The sequence below is a fragment of the Collinsella aerofaciens genome (assembly GCF_019131995.1).
Classification (GTDB): Bacteria; Actinomycetota; Coriobacteriia; order Coriobacteriales; family Coriobacteriaceae; genus Collinsella; species Collinsella aerofaciens_S.
The window spans coordinates 109,040-128,438 of record NZ_JAHONA010000002.1; the positions used below are offsets into that span (position 1 = coordinate 109,040).

12 protein-coding genes are annotated in these 19,399 nt (G+C 61.4%); 10 read left to right on the top strand and 2 right to left on the bottom strand.

The window, feature by feature from the left end; genetic code table 11:
- Nucleotides 1–12 precede the first annotated feature (12 nt).
- The 5 genes from KSY82_RS01085 to KSY82_RS01105 all read left to right on the top strand — a co-directional run bounded on the left by KSY82_RS01085 (nucleotide 13) and on the right by KSY82_RS01105 (nucleotide 9,781).
- A complete protein-coding gene (locus tag KSY82_RS01085) occupies nucleotides 13–606 on the top strand; it encodes an NADH-quinone oxidoreductase subunit B family protein (RefSeq protein ID WP_217749904.1) in 594 nt (197 codons plus the stop codon).
- Nucleotides 606–1,322, top strand: coding sequence for an NADH-quinone oxidoreductase subunit C (locus KSY82_RS01090; protein WP_217749905.1), 717 nt, complete (start codon nucleotides 606–608; stop codon nucleotides 1,320–1,322). Before KSY82_RS01085 ends, KSY82_RS01090 begins: the two co-directional genes overlap by 1 nt.
- Nucleotides 1,323–1,327: 5 nt before the next feature.
- Nucleotides 1,328–2,416 (top strand): hydrogenase large subunit, encoded by a 1,089-nt coding sequence (locus KSY82_RS01095; RefSeq protein WP_217749906.1) that lies wholly within the window; start codon nucleotides 1,328–1,330, stop codon nucleotides 2,414–2,416.
- 7 nt (nucleotides 2,417–2,423) lie between these two features.
- On the top strand, nucleotides 2,424–2,765 hold the full coding sequence (locus KSY82_RS01100) for a 4Fe-4S dicluster domain-containing protein (RefSeq protein WP_055251494.1): 342 nt from the start codon (nucleotides 2,424–2,426) through the stop codon (nucleotides 2,763–2,765).
- Nucleotides 2,766–3,472: 707 nt separating this feature from the next.
- The gene (locus tag KSY82_RS01105; protein ID WP_217749907.1) at nucleotides 3,473–9,781 is read left to right on the top strand and encodes a Spy0128 family protein; all 6,309 of its coding nucleotides are present in this window, start codon (nucleotides 3,473–3,475) and stop codon (nucleotides 9,779–9,781) included.
- Nucleotides 9,782–10,389: 608 nt separating this feature from the next.
- Here the strand turns inward: KSY82_RS01105 and KSY82_RS01110 are convergent.
- Together KSY82_RS01110 and KSY82_RS01115 are read right to left on the bottom strand one after the other, a co-directional pair.
- Nucleotides 10,390–11,019 (bottom strand): response regulator, encoded by a 630-nt coding sequence (locus KSY82_RS01110; RefSeq protein ID WP_217749908.1) that lies wholly within the window; start codon nucleotides 11,017–11,019, stop codon nucleotides 10,390–10,392.
- On the bottom strand, nucleotides 11,016–12,161 hold the full coding sequence (locus tag KSY82_RS01115) for a sensor histidine kinase (RefSeq protein WP_217749909.1): 1,146 nt from the start codon (nucleotides 12,159–12,161) through the stop codon (nucleotides 11,016–11,018). The genes KSY82_RS01110 and KSY82_RS01115 overlap by 4 nt, the downstream gene beginning before the upstream one ends.
- A 198-nt stretch (nucleotides 12,162–12,359) precedes the next feature.
- On the opposite strand from KSY82_RS01115, the gene KSY82_RS01120 reads away from it, so the two are divergent.
- The 5 genes from KSY82_RS01120 (at nucleotide 12,360) to KSY82_RS01140 (ending at nucleotide 19,329) form a co-directional block, all read left to right on the top strand.
- A complete protein-coding gene (locus tag KSY82_RS01120; protein WP_217749910.1) occupies nucleotides 12,360–13,298 on the top strand; it encodes an ABC transporter ATP-binding protein in 939 nt (312 codons plus the stop codon).
- A gap of 9 nt (nucleotides 13,299–13,307) precedes the next feature.
- Nucleotides 13,308–14,495 (top strand): ABC transporter permease, encoded by a 1,188-nt coding sequence (locus KSY82_RS01125; protein WP_217749911.1) that lies wholly within the window; start codon nucleotides 13,308–13,310, stop codon nucleotides 14,493–14,495.
- A complete protein-coding gene (locus KSY82_RS01130) occupies nucleotides 14,482–15,687 on the top strand; it encodes an ABC transporter permease (protein WP_217749912.1) in 1,206 nt (401 codons plus the stop codon). The genes KSY82_RS01125 and KSY82_RS01130 overlap by 14 nt, the downstream gene beginning before the upstream one ends.
- 253 nt (nucleotides 15,688–15,940) lie before the next feature.
- Nucleotides 15,941–16,654, top strand: a complete 714-nt coding sequence (locus KSY82_RS01135) for an ABC transporter ATP-binding protein (RefSeq protein WP_254881651.1) — start codon at nucleotides 15,941–15,943, stop codon at nucleotides 16,652–16,654.
- 8 nt (nucleotides 16,655–16,662) lie between these two features.
- The gene (locus KSY82_RS01140; RefSeq protein ID WP_217749914.1) at nucleotides 16,663–19,329 is read left to right on the top strand and encodes an ABC transporter permease; all 2,667 of its coding nucleotides are present in this window, start codon (nucleotides 16,663–16,665) and stop codon (nucleotides 19,327–19,329) included.
- The last annotated feature ends 70 nt before the right edge of the window (nucleotides 19,330–19,399 follow it).

A 19,399-nucleotide genomic window follows, 5' to 3' on the forward strand; every position in this document is an offset into this window, starting at 1 on the left:
GAGGCGGCGTTTATGGATCATAAAATGTCGCGCTCGCCGTGGGTTATTCATTACGACGGCTCGAGCTGCAACGGATGCGATATCGAGGTGCTGGCCTCGCTCACGCCGCTGTTCGATGCGGAACGCTTTGGCGTGGTCAACACCGGCAACCCCAAGCATGCGGACATCTTTTTGGTGACGGGTTCGGTCAATGCGCAGAACCTGCCCGTCGTGCGCCAGATCTACAACCAGATGCTCGAGCCCAAGTGCGTGGTGGCGTGCGGCATTTGCGCGTGCTCGGGCGGCGTGTTCCGCGATGCGTACAACGTGATCGGCGGCGTGGACCGCGCGATTCCCGTGGACGTGTACGCGCCCGGATGCGCCATTCGCCCCGAGACCGTGATCGATGCCATCGTGGAGGCGTGCGGCATTCTGGACCAGAAGGAGGCCATGATGCGCGCCGGCGGCGATCCGCTCACCGTGGGCGGCGCCGCTACCTGGGACGGTGGCGTTGAGCTGGGCGAGGACGGGTTTGTGGCCGCTGCGGGGGCCGGGGATGGGGCCGGCGCCGACGCCGCTGCTGACGGCGCTGCCGACGAGCCCGCCGCTGCAAAGGAGGCCGAGTAATGCAAAAGGCAATCTATACCACCGTCGGGATCGATGAGTTGCTGCCGCATGTGCAGGCGCTCAAGGGTGCCGGCGCGCGCTTTGTGCAGATGCACGCCGAGCGCTGCGTGGACGACGGTTCGTATCGCCTGGTCTATACGTTTATCAACGTCCGCGCCGCCCTGGATCACATTGCGCAGGACGGTAGCTATGCGATTGAGAATCTGGTGGTCGAGGGCATCGACCAGTACCAGGAGATCCCGTCCATCAGCTCGTACTATCCGGCGGTGTTCCCGTTTGAGAACGAGGCGCACGACCTGTTTGGCCTTGCCATCACCGATATGCAAATCGACTTTAAGGGCTTTTTCTACCAGGTCTCGACCGCCGAGCCCATGAGCGTGATCACGCCCGAGGTGAAGGCCGCGCGCGAGAAGGCCATGAAGGTCCGCGCTGCTGCCGAGGCCAAGGCGCGCAAGGCCGCGGCCGAGAAGGCCGCCGCCGCGGCTACTGCGGGGGAGGGCGCCGCAGATGGCAGTGGCACCGCGGACGCTGCCACTGCCCAGCCCGCTGCGGCTGCCGGCTCCGATGCCCAGCATGACGAGGCCACTGCCAAGGCTGCGCTTAAAGCTGCCGAGATGGAGGCAAAGCTCGCCGCCATGGATCCCGAGAAAGCGGCCAAGGTCCGCGCGGCGCTTGCCGCCAAGGCCGCCCGCGACAAGCAGAAAAAGGAGGCGTAAGGTCCATGGCGCATCGCTCCGTTATTCCGTTTGGCCCGCAGCACCCGGTGCTGCCCGAGCCGCTTCATCTGGACCTAGTGATCGAGGACGACCGCGTTATCGAGGCAATTCCGCAGATCGGTTTTGTGCACCGCGGGCTCGAGAAGCTCACCGAAAAGCGCGACATGCATCAGTTTGGCTACATCGCCGAGCGCATCTGTGGCATCTGCGCCGTGGGCCATAGCTGCGGCTACGCCAGCGCCTGCGAGCGCATGCTCGACATCGAGGTGCCTGGACGCGTGCAGTATATCCGCACCATTTTGCACGAGCTGTCGCGTATCCACTCGCATTTGCTGTGGCTGGGCCTGCTCGCCGATGCCTTTGGCTTTGAGGCGCTGTTCTATCGTTCGTGGACCCTGCGCGAGCAGATTCTCAAGATCTTTGAGAGCACCTGCGGCGGGCGCGTGATCCTGTCGATCAACGAGATCGGCGGCCTTAAGCACGATATCGAGGACTCCGAGTTGGCGGGAATCGTCCAGACGCTCGATGCCATGCGCCCCGACTACGAGGCCCTGGTGCATACGTTTTTAGATGATGCCAGCTGCGGCGAGCGCTTGCATGGCGTGGGCGTGATCAGCAAGAAGGACGCGCTGGATCTTTCGATGGTCGGGCCGTTCGGTCGCGCCTCGGGCGTGGATTACGACGTGCGTATGTTCGGCGACGGTGCCTATGCGGACTTGGCCGCGTTTGAGCCCATCGTGGCAACCGACGGCGACTGCTATGCCCGCTGCCAGGTGCGTTGCGCCGAGGTCACGCAGGCCATGGACATTATCAAGGAGCTCATGGACAAGATTCCGCACGACGGCATCGGCGAGCGCACCAAGCTCACGCCGGCCGACGGTGCGCGCGGCGAAGTCGTGATTGAGCAGCCGCGCGGCGAGGCGTATTACTATGTGCGCGGCAACGGCACCAAGAACCTGGAGCGTTTCCGCGTGCGCACGCCGACGTCGCAAAACCTGGCTGGTCTGACGCATGCGCTGCAGGGCGTGCTCCTTGCCAACGTGCCCATGATTATCCTGACCATCGACCCCTGCATTAGCTGCACGGAAAGGTAGGCGCGGCATGAGTTTGCTGACATTTGCCAAGACGGCCTTGGGCTCTATGGTCAAGCAGCCGGTAACGGTGTGCTATCCGCAGGAGAAGCTCGCGGCACCCGAGCGCTTGCGCGGGCATATCGTCAACGACATGGACGTGTGCATTTGCTGTGGCATGTGCGCGCGTCGCTGCCCGGCGGGCGCGCTCGCGGTCGATCGCAAGGGAGGAACGTGGTCGATTGACCCGTATGCCTGCGTGGTATGCGGCGAGTGCATCGAGAGCTGCCCCAAACACTGCCTGACTATGGACACCGCCCGCACTCCAGTCGCGGCGGACAAGACTCCCACGGTGGAAACCAAACCGGAATAGCGCAGAAATGGGGGCCGGCGGGGCAAAAATGCCCCGCCGGCCCCGCGCTTAAGCGCGCGGTCAGGCCGTCGCGAACAAAACTATGCCGGTTTACGGGGCTGGAGAGCGAACCCCCGACCATACCGGAAATCGCGAAATCAAAACCGCAGGTAGACGGCTTACGGTTATTCAGAAAACGCGGGTATGGATGAGGGTTCTGACTTTAGCCCCGTTAATCGGCATAGTTTTGAAATGGCACCGTATCAGTAGCAGCCTCTGATCCCCCGGGACGGAGGAAAACGGACCATTTTGGCCTCGCGAGGACATCTGCGTGACCCGTCTGCCATGAAATGGGCCCATCTACTACGTTTGGGCGGCTACCCTCAACCATGACGAATAACGCGAAAACAAAACCGCAGGTAGAACGCCTGCGGTTTTTCGAAAAACGTGGGCATGGTCGGGGGTACCGGGCTAAACGTAGTAGATGGGCCAGTTTCGTGGCGGACGCCACCGACTGCTCCCTTGGGGATGGAAGAAAACGGGCCATTATGACCAGTCGATCTCGAGTCGCACCCGTTTTCCTGCGAAAACGCTGTGTCTCAACTTTGGTGAGACATTTGTCTCACGCCTAAAAACCGAATCTGGAACATGTGTCACCTGCCCTAATTGTGTCTCATTCCGTAACTTTAGGCTGATGCAAGGTCTGAGACCGCGAGAAGGGAGACGCGATGAGTAAGTACACGAGGGGTCTCTTGGCGGTGATACTGGCCGTAGTGCTGGTGTTGCCGGCTGCAGCATTCGCCATGCTGCCCGAGGCCAACGCCAGGTCCAGCACAGGAATGGACGGACCGACAGTGAGTGGACCGACGGTCGTCGACCCCGACACCAGCGGACGCTGGGAAAAATGGGCGGCCGGCCACAGCGGCAATAAAGTAACGACCCAAAACGTCGGCCGAATCTGGACCGACAAAACGGTTGAGGCAACCGGAGAAAACGAAGAGTCGGACTTCTTGACTACGCTTTCGGCGATGTCCTCGACGTCCAATTCGACCGTGACGGTCACCACGCCGCTCGATATCGTGATGGTGCTGGATGCCTCTGGCTCGATGGATGATCCTATGGGTGGCGGAGATCGCACCAAGCGTATCGATGCGCTCAAGAGCGCTGCCAACAGCTTTATCGATACCATCGCCAAGCAAAACGAGAGTATCGAGGGTGTCGATAGGCAACATAGGGTTGCCATTGTTAAGTTTGCGGGCGATAAGACCGATAAAATCGGCAATGACCAGTACAAGCAGGGGCAATTTTGGTACAACTACTCGCAGGTAGTGGAGGGCCTGTCCGATTGTTCCGGCGGCAAGGCAACCAATCTCAAGAATAAAATTGCTGGAATCAAACCTGCCGGCGCCACGCATGCCGACCATGGTCTGGAACTGGCCGGGGATATCACTTCTGGCCGCGAAGACGCCAAGAAGATTGTTGTGTTCTTTACCGACGGCAAGCCAACGAGCGTCAGCGAGTTTGATTCTGGCGTCGCCAAGGCTGCCGTGACGGCTGCCAAAGAGATGAAGGACGGCAAGGCCACCGTTTATACCATCGGCATCTTTAGTGGAGCGGATCCCACTGCCGACCCTTCGAAAAAGGGAACGAGTGACGTCAACAAGTTCATGCACGCCGTGTCGAGTAACTATCCCAGCGCCACGTCGTATACGAGCGATCAGCTTGGTACGCGTGCGGAAAACCCCGATTTCTACAAGTCGGCGACCAATGCCGATGAGCTCAAGAAGGTCTTCGACGACATTTCAAAGGCCATTACGTCTGAAGCACCTCATCCGACCGAAATCCATAAGGGTTACGACGCGAACAAGTCCGGCTATATTACGTTTACCGATGAGCTGGGCGACTTTATGCAGGTCGACGGCTTTACCGAAGCCATCATCAACGGTACGTCGTTTACCAAGACGAGCAAGACGTTCAACAAGGAAACCAATACCGGCACCTACGAGTTTACCGGCAAGGCAAAAGACCTGCTTATCACGGTGCAGCACGCTGACAAGGACAATCCCCAGAAGGGCGATATCGTAACGGTCAGCATCCCTGCGTCGTTGATTCCGCAGAGCCACTTTAAGAACGAAGACGGCAAGCTCTCGGTCGACAGCGCTCAGCCTATCCGCGTAAAGTACGCCTCGAGCGTGAAGAGCGCTGCACTCGACAATCTGTTTACGCCCGAGAAGGTCACGGGGCTCAAGGACTACATCGAGCATAATACGACCGTCGTTGACCGCACCAATACCGTGAATTTCTACGCGAACAAGTGGAGCGGTGGTGCGTTGGGTGATACGGTTGCGACCTTTGAGCCGGCCGACACCAACCGCTACTACTACTTCCAGAAGCAGACGCCCATTTACACGGATGAGGAATGCACGAAGCCGGCAAAGGGCTCGCTGACTGCTGACGGTAAGTATTACTACAAGGATGAGTTTGAGGAGCAGGGCGAGAACGGCGAGGCCAAGTCCGCCACCGCCGTCATCGAGTTTATCGGCGGCGACGCTGCGAAGTCCGATGGCGCGATTGTTCCCGATGAGAACGGTAACTTGGTGTTTAGTATCGGAACTGCGCGCCTGGCATTTATTGACGAGCTCCACACCACCAAGAAGAGCGTGGGCGGCAACAACACCGGTACCGCCTCCGACGTGCTCAATCCCAAGTGGAACGACACATCCGCCAAGGCGACCGCGACGCATGTCAATTCCTACCTGGGCAACAACGGCAAGATCAGCTACAAGTATGACATGACGCCGACGACGGTGGACACCAAGGCCGACTTCGGCCTGACCAAGGTGCTCGAGGGCCGCGCCTGGACGAAAGAGGACGCGTTTGAGTTTGAGCTGACGTCCGAGAACAACGCCCCGATGCCCGAGTCCGCGACTGATCCCGTGACTGTGTCCGTGACCAATGACGATCCGAATGAGGTCAAGGCGGCCATTAACTTCGGCACGATCGAATACAAGGCACCTGGTACGTATGTCTACAAGGTCAGCGAGAAGAACGCTGGGACCACGGTTGACGGCATTGCCTACAGCAAGAACGTCGCGGAGATCACCGTGACGGTGACGCCCAACAAGAAGGGCGAGCTCAGCGCTGACGTGAAGGTGACTTGGAGCGAAGCAGGCGAGAACGAGTTCAAGAACGTTTACACTGCGGAGCCTGTTGAGTCCAGCGTTACCGACAAGATTGACGTGACCAAGTCCCTGACCGGGCGCGATCTTGCGGCCGGCGAGTTCAGCTTTGAGCTGCTCGAAGTCGTGGACAAGGAAGATAAACCTGTCGAGACCGTTAAAAACGACGCCAGCGGCAAGGTGGCGTTCAAGGCCATCAAGTACACTGAGATCGGCCAGCACACCTACAAGCTGCATGAGGTCAAGGGTAACGCCGGTGGCATTGCCTACGACGAAACGGTCTACACCATCGTGACGACCATCAGCGATAACGGCAAGGGCCAGCTGGTGGCTACGCATGAGCTGAAGGACGCCAAGGACGTCAAGAGCATCGAGTTCAAGAACTCCTACAATACGAAAGACGCCGAGGCGTCGCTTGCGGGCATCAAGAACCTGCAGGTTGCTGACGGTTTGACCCCGGCCGACATCGCCGGCAAGTTCACCTTTACCGTGACTCCCGACGAGGCCGGCGCCCCGATGCCCGAGCGCACGACCGCAACCAACGACGCGGCCGGCAAGGTCGACTTTGGCAAGATCACCTTTACGCTCGACGCCCTCAACAAGGTTCTGGGCGAGAAGCCCGAAAAGCGCGAGCACACCTTTACCTACACCGTGACCGAGTCCGGCGAGGTAGCCGGCGTGACCAACGACGCCAAGCTGTCGCGCGAGGTTTCCTTCACCGTGACCGATAACGGCAAGGGTAAGCTGGACGTGTCCCGCAAGCCGGATGGCAACGCGGCCTTCACGTTCACCAACACCTATAGCGTGAAGCCTGTCGAGACGAGCGTCACCGACCAGGTCACCGCGACCAAGTTCCTGACCGGGCGCGACCTCAAGGACGGCGAGTTCTCCTTCGAGCTCGTCGAGGGCGAGGGCGAGGACGCCAAGGTCGTCGCCACCGGCACCAACAATGCCGAAGGCAACATCACGATGAACGCCGTGAAGTACACCGAGGCCGGCAAGCATACCTACACGCTGCGCGAGGTCAACGGCGGAACCACCAGCAAGGGCATCACGTACGGCGACGCCAAGTACACCATCGAGACCACCATTACCGACAAGGGCGATGGCACGCTCAAGGCTGAGCATGTCCTGAAGGACGCCACGGCTGCGACCTTCAAGAACACCTACAGCGTGACCCCGCTCGACGCAGAGCTCGACTTTGATCTGAGTAAGGCTATCGACGGTCGCGACTGGACGGACTCCGACGAGTTCAGCTTTACCGTCACCGCCGCCGAGGGCACCCCGCTGCCCGATCCTGCAACCGTGACCGTGAACAAGCACGATGCGAAGGATGGCATCGCTGCCGTCAAGTTCGGCAAGATCCGCTACACGGCTGCCGGAACCTACACGTACGAGATCCGCGAGAACGCGGGTAACGCGGCCGGCATGGCGTATGACGGGCATGTCGCGACCGCCGAAGTGACCGTGACTGAGGACGGCGAGGGCAAGCTGACCGCCAATGTCACCAAGAAGGAAAACGGACGCTTCACCAACACGTACCGCACTGAGCTTAACTACACCGCGGCCGGCGGCCTCAAGCTCAGCAAGAGCCTCTCCGGACGTCCTATGACCGAGGGTCAGTTCACGTTTACCGTGACGCCTGCCGACGAGGCCTCGGCCAACGCGCTTGGCCTGCTGCCCGGAGCCAACAACTTCAAGTCCCCTGCGACGGCAGAGGCAACGGTCGGCCTGATCGACATCCTGGCTGGCCATGAGGTCAAGTTTACGCAGGCTGACGCCGGCAAGACCTTCACGTACACCGTAGCCGAGAAGAATGACGGCAAGCCCGGTTACACCTACGACGACGCCGTGCGTACCGTGACGATCGCCGTCGCCGATGACGGTGCCGGTACGCTTACCGCCACGACGACCGTCTCCGGCGGTCCCGAGGGTACGCATACGACGGTCCACAAGAGCGGTGAGAACAAGGTCGAGAGTGCCCTGGTTCCGTTCCACAACAGCTACAGCGCTACGACCAATACGCCTGGTGGTACCGCTGCTCAGGTTGTCGCCACCAAGACCCTGACCGGTCGTCCGATGGCCGACGGCGAGTTCTGGTTCGGCATTGCCTATCAGGGCGAGCTTGTGGGCTACGAAAACCTCAAGCCTAATATCGGCGGGCATGTGAGCTTTGATGCGCTGCACTACGACACCGAGATGCTTGCCAATCTTGAGGCGGCTGGGCTTGCCCATCGTACCGACAAGGACGGTAAGCTCGCTTGGACCATTAACTACACGGCCTACGAAGATTTATTCGGGCTGCCGAATGGCGTTTCCGCTACAACGTGGAGCTTTGGCTTTAAGGTTATCGTTGTCGACAACGGTGACGGTACCCTGACGGCAACGGTCGACTACGGTGGCGTCGAGCCCTTGTTCGAAAACGTCTACGGCACCGATGCCGTTGATGCCGCACTCGCTGGCACCAAGAAGCTCCAAGCTGCCGAGGGCCTGACCCCGGCCGACATCGCGGGCAAGTTTACCTTTACCGTGGCCGCTGACGAGGCGGGAGCCCCGATGCCCGAGCGCACGACCGCAACCAACGACGCGGCCGGCAACGTGGACTTTGGCAAGATCCACTTTACGCTCGAGGACCTCAACCGCGCCCTGGGCGTGACGGACGATGCGACCGACAAGGCCGAAGCCGATGAAGCCGAAGCCGACGAGGCAGAGACCGACGAGGCCGACGTTGACGTTAACGCTGATGAATCCGAGGACGAGAACGAGTCCGCCGCCGCTACTCCGCGCTCGCACACCTTTACCTACACGGTGACCGAGTCTGGTAGTGCCCCTGGCGTGACCAACGACGCCAACGCCACGCGCAAGGTTTCCTACACCGTGACTGACGACGGTGCCGGGCATCTGAGCGTCAATCGCGAAGGCGACGACGGCGCGGCCTTCACGTTCACCAACACCTACAGCGTGGCGCCTGCCGATTCGTCCGTGACCGACCAGGTCAAGACGGTCAAGCGCCTAACCGGACGCGACCTTGTAGCCGGCGAGTTCACGTTTGAGCTGCTCGAGGACGGCGTGGTTGTCGCTAGTGGCACCAACGACGCCAACGGCACCGTCACGCTGAGCCCGATCCGCTACGAGGCGCCCGGCACGCACACGTACATGCTGCATGAGGCTTGCCCCAACGCGCTTGGCCTGTACAAGGGCGTCACCTATGACGGCACGACCTACACCGTCGTGACCACCGTCTCCGACAACGGCGACGGCACGCTGACCGCGACGCACAAGCTCGAGGGAACTACCGAGTCCGCTGGCTTTACCAACAAGTATCACGCCATGCCCACTCAGGTCTCCATCGGTGCCATCAAGGTGCTCGAGGGACGCGAGCTCAAGAAGGACGAGTTTAGCTTTAAGCTCGTTGGCGAGGACATCGAGTCCACCGTCACCAACGATGCCGACGGCAAGATCAACTTCGACAAGTTCGAGTACGACGAGCCCGGAACGTACGTCTACACCATCAGCGAGGTCAAGGGCGACGAGACCGGTATGACGTACGACAAGTCTGTCTTTACCGCGACCGTCAACGTGGTCGATGACGGCGAGGGTAACCTCAAGGCGAGCATCGCCTATACCAAGGACGACAAGAGCGTCGAGGGCATCGTGTTCAACAACACGTACAAGAAGCCCGAAACGCCCGTGCCGACGCCCGACCCCGGCACGCCCAAGACCGTGACGAACATCGTCAAGACGGTTAAGGGCTATCTGCCCACCACGGGTGACCAGCAGGCAGCCGCGCTGCTCATGGCATTTGTCATTGCCATGGCTGGCGTCGGAGCCCTGGTCTGGGGTATCCGTAAGCGCTAGGCACGTCGACGGAGCCTGGGGCCAAAAGGCCCTGGGCCGCCGGCGGGGAGCCAAAACATAGCCCCCACCCCCACCCCCAGCCGCCACGGAGGCATCTCCCTCCTCCGTGGCGGTACTTTTGTGCGCAGGGGAGGAAGGGCCGCCACGAAATCGGCCCATCTACTACGTTTATCCCCTTACCCCCAACCATGCCAAAAAACGCGAAAACAAAACCGCAGGTAGAACGCCTGCGATTTTCTGGAAAGCGGGGGTATGGTTGGGGGTATCGAGTCAAACGTAGTAGATGGGCCGATTTCGTGGCGAGCGGTTCCGGCTGATCCCCCGGGGACGGAGGAAAACGGATCATTTTGGTCCCGCAAGGCTTGCGGAGGCACTCGTGCAGGGCCGCCACGAACAAAGCTATGCCGGTTTACTACGATGAATTCGACATTCCCGACCATGATTGCATTTTTCTAAATATCACAAGCGTTCTACCTGCGGTTTTGAAAGCGCGCAATTTGCCGTGGTCGAAGGTGAGCGATTCATCGTAGTAAACCGGCATAGTTTTGAAATGGTATTAAATCGCTAGCACCCATTTTGCTATGCCGGAGCGGTCGGCCGTTGGGTAATTACCCTCGCAGGTAGGCGATGGCGATTTGGGTGCGGTTGCGCAGGCCCATTTTGGCCAGGATCGAGCTGATGTGGTTGCGCACCGTGCCTTCTCCCATATAAGCCGTGGCGGCAATCTCCTTGTTATCGAGGCCGCGGGCGATGAGCTCGGCGACTTCGAACTCGCGGTCGGTCAGGCTGGCAAAGGCTGCGGGCCGGCGGGGCGTGCCCGTCTTGTCGCCCATCCCGTCAAAGTCGACATCTTCGATCGCCTTGCCCTCGAGCACGCGTTTGCCATCCATGACCTGCGCCAACGCTGGCGGAATGGCGGCGACATCGGTCTTGATCAGGTAACCGCGGGCGCCCAGCTTGAGCGCCGACACAATGTACTCGTCATCCGAGAATGTCGTCAGAAACACCACGCGTGCCGCGGGGTCGTGCTCAAGGATTTCGCGCGCCGCCGATAGGCCGTCGCGTCCCGGCATCTGAATGTCGAGCAGCGCGATATCGGGTGCATGTTCGGCATAGAGCGAAACCGCGTCGTTGCCGTTGGCGCCGGTGCCCACCACCTCGATCTGCGGCTGGGCGCCCAGGATAATCTTGAGCGAATCGACCACCAAGCGGTCGTCGTCGACAACGATGAGCCTCATCGGCCCTCATCTCCTTGCTGCTTGGGAACGGTGGCAAACACGCGCCAGCCGCCGGCGCCGGCACGCGGGCCGGCGGTGAAGGTGCCGCCAAGCGCCTCGATGCGCTCGCGCATGGAGGCGAGCCCCATGCCTTCTGCGACGTTGCTGCTGCTCGCCGGGGTCGCGTCTGCGCCATCATCGGTAACGATGAACTGGTAAAACGACGGATGCTCCATGCACCGCACGGTAATGGTTTTGGCATGGGCGTGGCGCATGGCGTTGGAAAGCGCCTCGCGCAGCACCGCCGCAAAGCAGTTGGCGACGTTGGCGGGCGCATGCTCGGTCAAAACCTCAAGCTCAATCTGCGGACCGCTGTCCGAGCGTGCGCCTTCAACGATGCGTTCGAGCTGCACGGAGAGGTTGGTTGCATTGTCGTTGAGCGCGTGGACGCTGGCGCGCACGAGCTGGAGCGCCTCGTCAACGGTGTATTTGACGTCGGCGAAATCGGCGGCAACGCCGGGCTCGTTGGCATGGACCACGCGCAGGGCTTCGGTTTGAAGCGAAGCGCGCGTGAGCTGGTGGCCCACGTTATCGTGGATTTCGCGCGCGATGCGGGCGCGTTCGGCGAGCGTCGCGAGCTCGACTTCGTAGTCCTGGCGGTCGGCGAGGTCGCGGTTGCGTGCCTCGAGTGCCAGGGCGCGTTCTTGCAGCTTGTCGCGGGTGCGACGCATGCGTTCCTGTTCGCGCTCCAGCTGCGCGGTGCGTAGCGACAGCAACGTGGCGGCGACCGAAAGGATGGCGGTTAGCAGCAGCGTTCGGGTGGTGAGCGCGCCGCCGCGAAGGTCCGCGACAAGCGCGCAGGCAAAGACAGCGCCGACACCCAGCGCGATCCAGGCGTGCTCACGGCGCACGCGCCGCGCGATGTCATAGAGGGCGAGAGGTGCGAACGGCACAAACGGCGGCACGAAGACAGCCGCGATGATGTAAGCGTAGCTCACGGCCTCGCTCGCACGGCGGGCGCGGTTTTCCTGTGCGACTTCGGTCAGCGAGGTGGCAATAACGCCAAGGCAAAACGCTGCGACCAGGCGAGCATCCACAGCAAGGCCCGTGGCGGCTGCGATGCAGCACGCCAGCACGATCGATTTGTCGAATAGCCTGTTCATACGGGTATTGTACGCGATGCCGCGCACGGGGGAGGCGCCGCTCAGAGCAAGCGTGACATTCTTCCCACGCGGCGGGGCGGTCGCGTCAGCAGGCCACGCGACCAAGCCCCGCACTCGTGACAAAGCTCACTGGTGCGCGCCGCCAGCTCCTGCGATGATGCAGTCGTACCGGGCCGCAAGCAACAGAAGGGCCGCCTCATGACAGACATCGTCCACGTCGAAAACCTCGTTAAGCGCTACGACGACCTTATTGCGCTCGACCACTTTAACCTGAGTATCGCTCCCGGCGAGATCTTTGGCCTGCTGGGCCCCAACGGCTCGGGCAAGACCACGTCCATCAACTGCATCCTGCAGCTGCTCGCCTACGACAAGGGCGCCATCGAGCTGTTCGGCGAGCGCATGACGCCCGCCCGCTACGACCTCAAGCGTCGCATCGGCGTGGTGCCGCAGCAGGTGGCGGTATTCGATGAGCTCACGGTGCGCGAGAACATCGACTATTTCTGTAGTCTCTACGTCAACGACCGCAAGCGCCGTCGCGCGCTGGTCGACGAGGCCATCGACTTTGTCGGGCTGGGCGACTTTGCCAAGTTTCGCCCCGGCAAGCTCTCGGGCGGTCTGGCGCGCCGGCTCAACATTGCCTGCGGTATCGCGCACAAGCCCGAGCTCATCTTTTTTGACGAGCCCACGGTGGCGGTCGACCCGCAGAGCCGCAACGCCATCCTGGAGGGCATCTGCCGCCTGCGCGACGAGGGCGCCACGGTGGTGTATACCAGCCATTACATGGAGGAAGTCGAGCAGATCTGCAGCCGCATCATGATCATGGACGGCGGGCGCGTGCTGGCGCAGGGCACCAATGACGAGCTCAAGCGCATGATTCAGATGGGCGAGCGCGTGACCGTCGAGGTCGGCGCCGTCGAGCCCGCCACGGTCGAGCAGCTGCGCGCTCTCGAGCACGTGCTCAGCGTTGAGCTGTCCGGCGGCGAGCTCGTCTGCACCTGCGAAGCGAGCCCGCACAACCTGGTCGACATCCTCGACACGTTGCGCGCTGCCGACGTTGCGCTCGGCCGCGTGTGGAGCGAGCCGCCGACTCTCAACGACGTGTTCCTCGAGATCACCGGCCGCGAGCTGCGCGACTAGGGGGCAGCCATGTTTAACACCATTATTATCACGGTCAAGACGCTGCTGCGCCGGCCGAGCACGTGGGTTTGGGGCGCGATCTTTCCCGTCGCGCTTTCCACGATGTTCATGTTTATGTTTGCGAATCTGAGCTCTGACGGCACGGTCGACCCGGTGCCGGTGGCTGTCGTGGCGGATGAGGCCTGGGGCGCCTCGACCTTTAAGGACGTGGCGACGTCGCTTGCCAAGGAAGGCGACGACCAGCTGCTCGAGATCCACGAGTGCGACGATGCAGCCGATGCGAACCGTGCGCTTAAGGCCGGCGAGGTCGCGGGCATCTATACGGTCGATGCCGCGGGCACGCCCAAGCTCACATTGCTTTCGAGCTATGACGGCTCACGTACGTCGTCGGTGCTCACCGACCGCAGCATCCTTGAGACGGTGGCAAGCTCGTATACGCAAAATGCCGAGCTCATGTCCCAGATTGCCCAAGACAACCCGGCGGCGCTCGCCGACCCGGAGGCGGTTGCGCGCGCCCTGTCGCTCGAGGGTGGCACCCGCCGCGTAAGCCTGACACGCACCACACCCGATGGCACGGTCATCTACTACTACGCGCTCTTTGGCCTGGTCGCGATGATGTCTGCCGAGTTTGCCGCCTTGAGCGTCGTCGATTTGCAGCCCAATCTGTCGGGCCTTGGCGCACGTCGCTGCGTGGGCGGCCTTTCCAAGACGGCGTCGCTGGCCGGTATCTTTGTGGGCTCGTGGCTGGTTTCCTTCGCTTCGATGACGATTGCGATCGGCTACGTGCGCCTGGTTGTGGGCGTCGACTTTGGCGGGCGCGGTGGGCTGTGTCTGGTGGGCGGTGCCGCTTCCGCGCTTGCCGCCACGGGCCTGGGACTCTTTGTGGGCACGCTTCCCGTTAAGGGCGGCAAGGCGTCCAAATCCGGTATCCTCACGGGCTTTGCCACCACGTGCGCCCTGTTCGCCGGACTCTACGGCGAGCCGGCAATGGCGCTCGCCGATGACGTTGCCCGCGCCTGCCCGGCCGAGTGCTGGCTCAACCCCGTCAAGCTCATCTGCGACATGTTCAACCGCCTGTATTTCTTTGAGGACCTGGGTCCCTTTGCCGTTCGCGCCGGCGCGCTGGTCCTTATGGCGCTGCTGTTCGTTGCCGCCGCCACGCTGATCTTTGGAAGGAGCCGCTATGAGCACCTTTAAGACCGCGCTTCGCATGGCGCTGGCGCACCCGTTCTACCTGCTTATCTACACGGTGTTCATCTCGCTCATGGGCGTATTCATCGCGGCCTCGGTGAGCTGGAACTCGTCGCAGCTCACCGAGTACAAGCCCTACGATGCTAACGTGATCGTGGTCGACCGCGACGACAGCGACCTTTCGCGTGCGCTTACCAAGCATCTGGGTTCGCGCTTTGAGCTGGTCACGGGCGTCGGCGACGACACCTACGACCTTGCGGACGCGCTCTCCAAGAGTAACAGCGCCAAGGGTAGCGCCGACTGCGTGTTCTTTATCCCGGAGGGGTTTGAGGGCGACCTCGTTGCAGCTGCCCGTGCGGGGGAGTCCCTGCCCAAACTCGATGTGACCTACGGTGCCGGCACCATGGCGGCGGCGCTTTCGTCTGCCGAGGCATCGCGCTGGATCTCGCTCGCGGGCGCTGCGGCGGCGTTTGAGCCCACTGCCTCCAACGGCGACGTTGCCAAGGCCGCTGAGCATGCCGCCGCCAAGCGCGCGGAGGTCCAGATCGAGCAGGTCAAGGTCGACTCGACGGCCGCCGCCACGCTCGAGTCGTATTTCAACTTTGGTGCGTACGCGATTATCTCGTCGGTCATCGTATCGGTGGGGTTGGTGTTCTCGGGCATGAACGAGCCCGAGCGCGTGCGTCGTATGGATGCCGGTCCAATCTCCGAGCGCCAGCGTTCGCTTGCCGTGTTTGCGGCCGCCGCCGTGCTCACCGTCTGTATCTGGTTTGTGTCGAGCATGATGGGCGTCGTGGGCTTTGCCGGCGCGGTTGCCGAGGTCGGCGTGGGTCGTGTGTGTCTGGCGCTGGCGGCGACGTTTGCCCTGGCGTGCACGCCTCTGGCCGTTGGCTTTGCCCTTTCGAGCCTGGGTGCGCGTGAGGAGCTGCTCAACGGTGTGGGCAACCTGCTCGGCATGCTCATGACGTTTTTGGGCGGCGCTTGGATGCCGCTGTCACTCATGGGCTCGGCCGTGCAGACGGTGGCGCACTTTGTGCCGACGTATTGGGTGAACGACGCGATCGGCAAGGCGCTCGCTTCGGACCTGACGTCTGCCGTGTTGGGCGACATCGCCTGCGATCTGGGCGTCACCGTGCTCTTCGCAGCAGCGATCGCCGCCGTAGGCCTAGCCCTCACGCACAACAAATCCCACGCCTAGACACCTACTCATTGGGGACAGACTTAAACGACCAAAAGTATTCATTGGGGACAGACTTAAATGACTAGCCATCGGGGGCAGATAAGGAGCGTCCCCAACTGCCGGGTGGCGAAAGAGTGTCCCTTGCGACTAGTCATTTAAGAACGTCCCCAATGACTAGTCTGAAATAAATCCCAAGCCTCGCTCCAAAATAGTTCGCCAAGGTTTACTATTACGCTCATAAAGTAGTACGAGGCTAACAATGGGGGATACCATGGCAACGCAGGAAGCCTACGTCCAGGTTAAGGATCTCAAAAAGCACTACGGCGACGGTGACGCACGCCTGACGGTGCTCGACGGCATCGACACGTCCATCAACCGCGGCGAGGTCTGCGTCATGCTGGGGCCTTCGGGCTCGGGCAAGTCGACGTTTCTTAACCTGATCGGCGGCCTGGAGGATGCCGACGCTGGCTCTATTCTGGTGGATGGCTGCGACCTCACCACGCTCAACGCCGCCGACCTGGGCGAATACCGACGCCGTGAGCTGGGCTTTGTCTTCCAGTTTTACAACCTGGTGCCCGATCTCACCATCAAGGAGAACATCGAGGTCACGGCGCACCTGTCCAAAAACCCGCTCAATGTCGATGACCTGCTGCGTTCGCTGGGCCTCTACGAGCACCGCAACAAGTTTCCGCGCCAGGTCTCGGGCGGCCAGCAGCAGCGCTGCGCCATCGGCCGTGCGCTCGTCAAAAATCCGGGCCTGCTGCTGTGCGACGAGCCCACGGGCGCGCTCGACTACAAGACATCCAAGGAAATCCTGCAGCTCATGGAGGATGTCAATCGCACCTACGGCTGCACAATCATCATCGTCACCCATAATGCCGCCATTGCGCGCATGGCCAATCGCGTGCTGCGCCTGCGCGACGGGCGCATCGTCGAGGACGAGCTCAACGAGTCGCCCGTCGCGGCCGCCGAGCTCGATTGGTAGGCGGCGCCATGACACCTCTCGCAAAACGTCTCCCGCGCGAGCTGCGCCGCAATATCGGCAAGTACCTGGGCATCTTTTTGCTTATGTGCGGAAGCATCGCCCTCACGTCGGGCTTTTTGCTCGCAGCGCATTCCATCGGCTGCCTTATCGACGACATGCGCGATGCGTACACGATTGAGGACGGCCGCGTGACCACCTCCTTCGAGGCTACCAAAGACCAGCTCAAGGCCGCCGAGGATGCAGCCGGCGACGTCGGTGGCGTCACGCTCTACAAGAATTTCTCCATCGACGCCATCATCAAAAAGGCGGCTGGCGACGACGGCACCAAGCGCACCCTGCGCACCTATGCGCACCGCACCAAGGTCGATATCGCGTCCTACTGTGAGGGCAGGCAGCCCAAGGCGGACGATGAGGTAGCCATCGACCGCGTCTTTGCCACCAACAACGATCTCGCCGTGGGCGATAAGGTCGAGCTCGAGGGCCGCATCTACACCATCTGTGGCATCATGACCCAGCCCGATAGCCAGGCGCTGTTCCTCAACAATTCGGACTTTACGGTGAACACCATCACGTACGGCGTGGCCGAGGTCACCGATGCCGGCTTTGCCGCGCTCGAGGATGCCGGCGGCGCGCCCGCCTACACCTACTCCTTTACCTTTGCCGATCGCGACCTCCCCACCGCGGATCGCATCGATGCGGAGCAGGATATGGTCGAGGCGCTGACCGACGCCGATGCGCGCGTGGATGACCTCATCGACGCCGATTCCAACCAGGGCATTGGCTATGCGCGCGACGACGTAGGCGGCGACTCCATGATGTGGATGACGCTGCTCGACATCATCATCGTGATCATGGCGTTCGTCTTTGTGGTCCTTACCGACGCCACCATCGAGGAGGAGAGCGCCATCATCGGCACGCTGCTCGCCAGCGGCTATCGTCGACGCGAGATCGTGCTGCACTACCTTGCGCTTCCCGCTATCGTGGGCGTGGCCGCGGCGCTTTTGGGCACTGCGCTCGGCGTTGTGTTCTTTACCGAGCCCATGCGCAGCCTCTATTACGGCTCGTACAGCCTGCCGCCCTTCCAGGTGTACTGGAGCTGGGAGATCTTTGTGAAGTGCGCCGTGGTTCCCGCCGCTGCGCTCATCCTCATCACGCTGGTGGGTCTGCTTCGCAAGATGGGCAAGACGCCGTTGCAGTTTCTTCGCCACGAGGCGAGCGGCAAATCGGGCACCAAGCGCGGCCTGCAGCTGCCGGAGCGCATGGGCTTTGTCTCGCGCTTCCGCCTGCGTATCTTCCTGCGCAACCTGGGCAACTTCGCCACGCTCTTCGTGGGCATTGCGTTTGCCTCGCTGCTGCTGCTCTTTGGCCTGGCGATTCTGCCCACGATGACGCACTACGCGGACAACCTCGAGACGAGCCTGGTCGCCGAGCACCAGTACACGCTCAAGGCTCCGCTGGAGCTCGAGGGCACTGCCGAGGAGCGCGAGCAGTGGTCGGCACTCGAGTGCTTGCAGTCGGTTGACGGCGTGCTGCTTTCTGCCGCCCAAGATGCCGATGACGAGCTCGACGACGCGGCCGATGCGGCGCAGACGGCAGCCGATGCCGCGACCGCATCTCCGTCTGCCGAGAGCCTGACTGCGGCGCAGGATGCGCTTACCAAGGTCCAGGACAAGAAGGATGCGCTTTATGCGCGCCTCGATGACCTTGCCGATATCCTCGGCTGCAACCGCGACGAGGCTATCGACCTGATTGACAAGGCCTCTAAGATCGACACTGACAACGACGACATTCACCCGGTCAACACGATTGACAACGGCGCGGGCGCAATCGCGCAGGCCGAGAAATATGCCGTTTACCAGTTGCAATACGACCGAGGCGATGGGAATGGCGAGGAGACGATTTCCGTCTACGGCATTTCAACCGATTCGTGCTATTGGAAAGGCCTCAACGTCGGCGACGGACACGTCGTCTTTGGCGGCGGCCTGCTCGACAAGTTTGGCTGGAGCGAGGGCCAGAAGGTCACGCTCGGCGACAAGTATGAGGGCGAGAATTATTCCCTTGAGTATGCGGGCAAGGACTGTGCCTGGGGCTCCAAGTCGGACATGAATATCTATATGAGTATCGATGACTTTAACGAGCTCTTTGGCAACGATGCGGCCTACTTCAACGGCTATGTGAGCGATGAGAAGCTCGACCTTGATTCGCGCTACTTTGCCGGCGACACCACGCCCGATGACATGCGCGCCGTGGGCGACCAGTTCATCGGCATGATGAGCAAAATGATCGGCATGATGATTGGGCTCGCGGTGTTTATCTTCCTGCTGTTTATGTACCTGCTGACCAAGGCTGTGATCGACCACAGCGCCCGTTCGATCAGCTACATGAAAGTCTTTGGCTATCGCGATAGCGAGATTTCGCATCTGTACATCCGCTCGATCACGTTGTGCGTGGCAGCGTCACTCGTGCTGAGCCTGCCGGTCATTATTGGCTCGCTCACGGCCATCTTCCGCTCGATGTTGCTCGCCTACAACGGCAATATCGAGATTTATGTGCCCGCTTGGTCCATGGCGGCGTGCGCAGGAATCGGCTTTGCAACCTACCTGGTCGTGGCGCTGTTGCACATGCGTTCCATCAAACGTGTGGGCCTGGCCGAGGCACTCAAAGTCCAAGAGTAGTCATTTAAGAACGTCCCCAATGACTAGGTTCCGTACTTGACTTTAACTCTGCTTTAACTGGTACCATCCT

What these genes read in the sequence shown, in the direction of transcription:
- KSY82_RS01085 (WP_217749904.1), top strand. Translation starts at nt 13, where the DNA reads ATGGATCATAAAATGTCGCGCTCGCCGTGGGTTATTCATTACGACGGC.
- KSY82_RS01090 (WP_217749905.1), top strand. Translation starts at nt 606, where the DNA reads ATGCAAAAGGCAATCTATACCACCGTCGGGATCGATGAGTTGCTGCCG.
- KSY82_RS01095 (WP_217749906.1), top strand. Translation starts at nt 1,328, where the DNA reads ATGGCGCATCGCTCCGTTATTCCGTTTGGCCCGCAGCACCCGGTGCTG.
- KSY82_RS01100 (WP_055251494.1), top strand. Translation starts at nt 2,424, where the DNA reads ATGAGTTTGCTGACATTTGCCAAGACGGCCTTGGGCTCTATGGTCAAG.
- KSY82_RS01105 (WP_217749907.1), top strand. Translation starts at nt 3,473, where the DNA reads ATGAGTAAGTACACGAGGGGTCTCTTGGCGGTGATACTGGCCGTAGTG.
- KSY82_RS01110 (WP_217749908.1), bottom strand. Translation starts at nt 11,019, where the DNA reads ATGAGGCTCATCGTTGTCGACGACGACCGCTTGGTGGTCGATTCGCTC.
- KSY82_RS01115 (WP_217749909.1), bottom strand. Translation starts at nt 12,161, where the DNA reads ATGAACAGGCTATTCGACAAATCGATCGTGCTGGCGTGCTGCATCGCA.
- KSY82_RS01120 (WP_217749910.1), top strand. Translation starts at nt 12,360, where the DNA reads ATGACAGACATCGTCCACGTCGAAAACCTCGTTAAGCGCTACGACGAC.
- KSY82_RS01125 (WP_217749911.1), top strand. Translation starts at nt 13,308, where the DNA reads ATGTTTAACACCATTATTATCACGGTCAAGACGCTGCTGCGCCGGCCG.
- KSY82_RS01130 (WP_217749912.1), top strand. Translation starts at nt 14,482, where the DNA reads ATGAGCACCTTTAAGACCGCGCTTCGCATGGCGCTGGCGCACCCGTTC.
- KSY82_RS01135 (WP_254881651.1), top strand. Translation starts at nt 15,941, where the DNA reads ATGGCAACGCAGGAAGCCTACGTCCAGGTTAAGGATCTCAAAAAGCAC.
- KSY82_RS01140 (WP_217749914.1), top strand. Translation starts at nt 16,663, where the DNA reads ATGACACCTCTCGCAAAACGTCTCCCGCGCGAGCTGCGCCGCAATATC.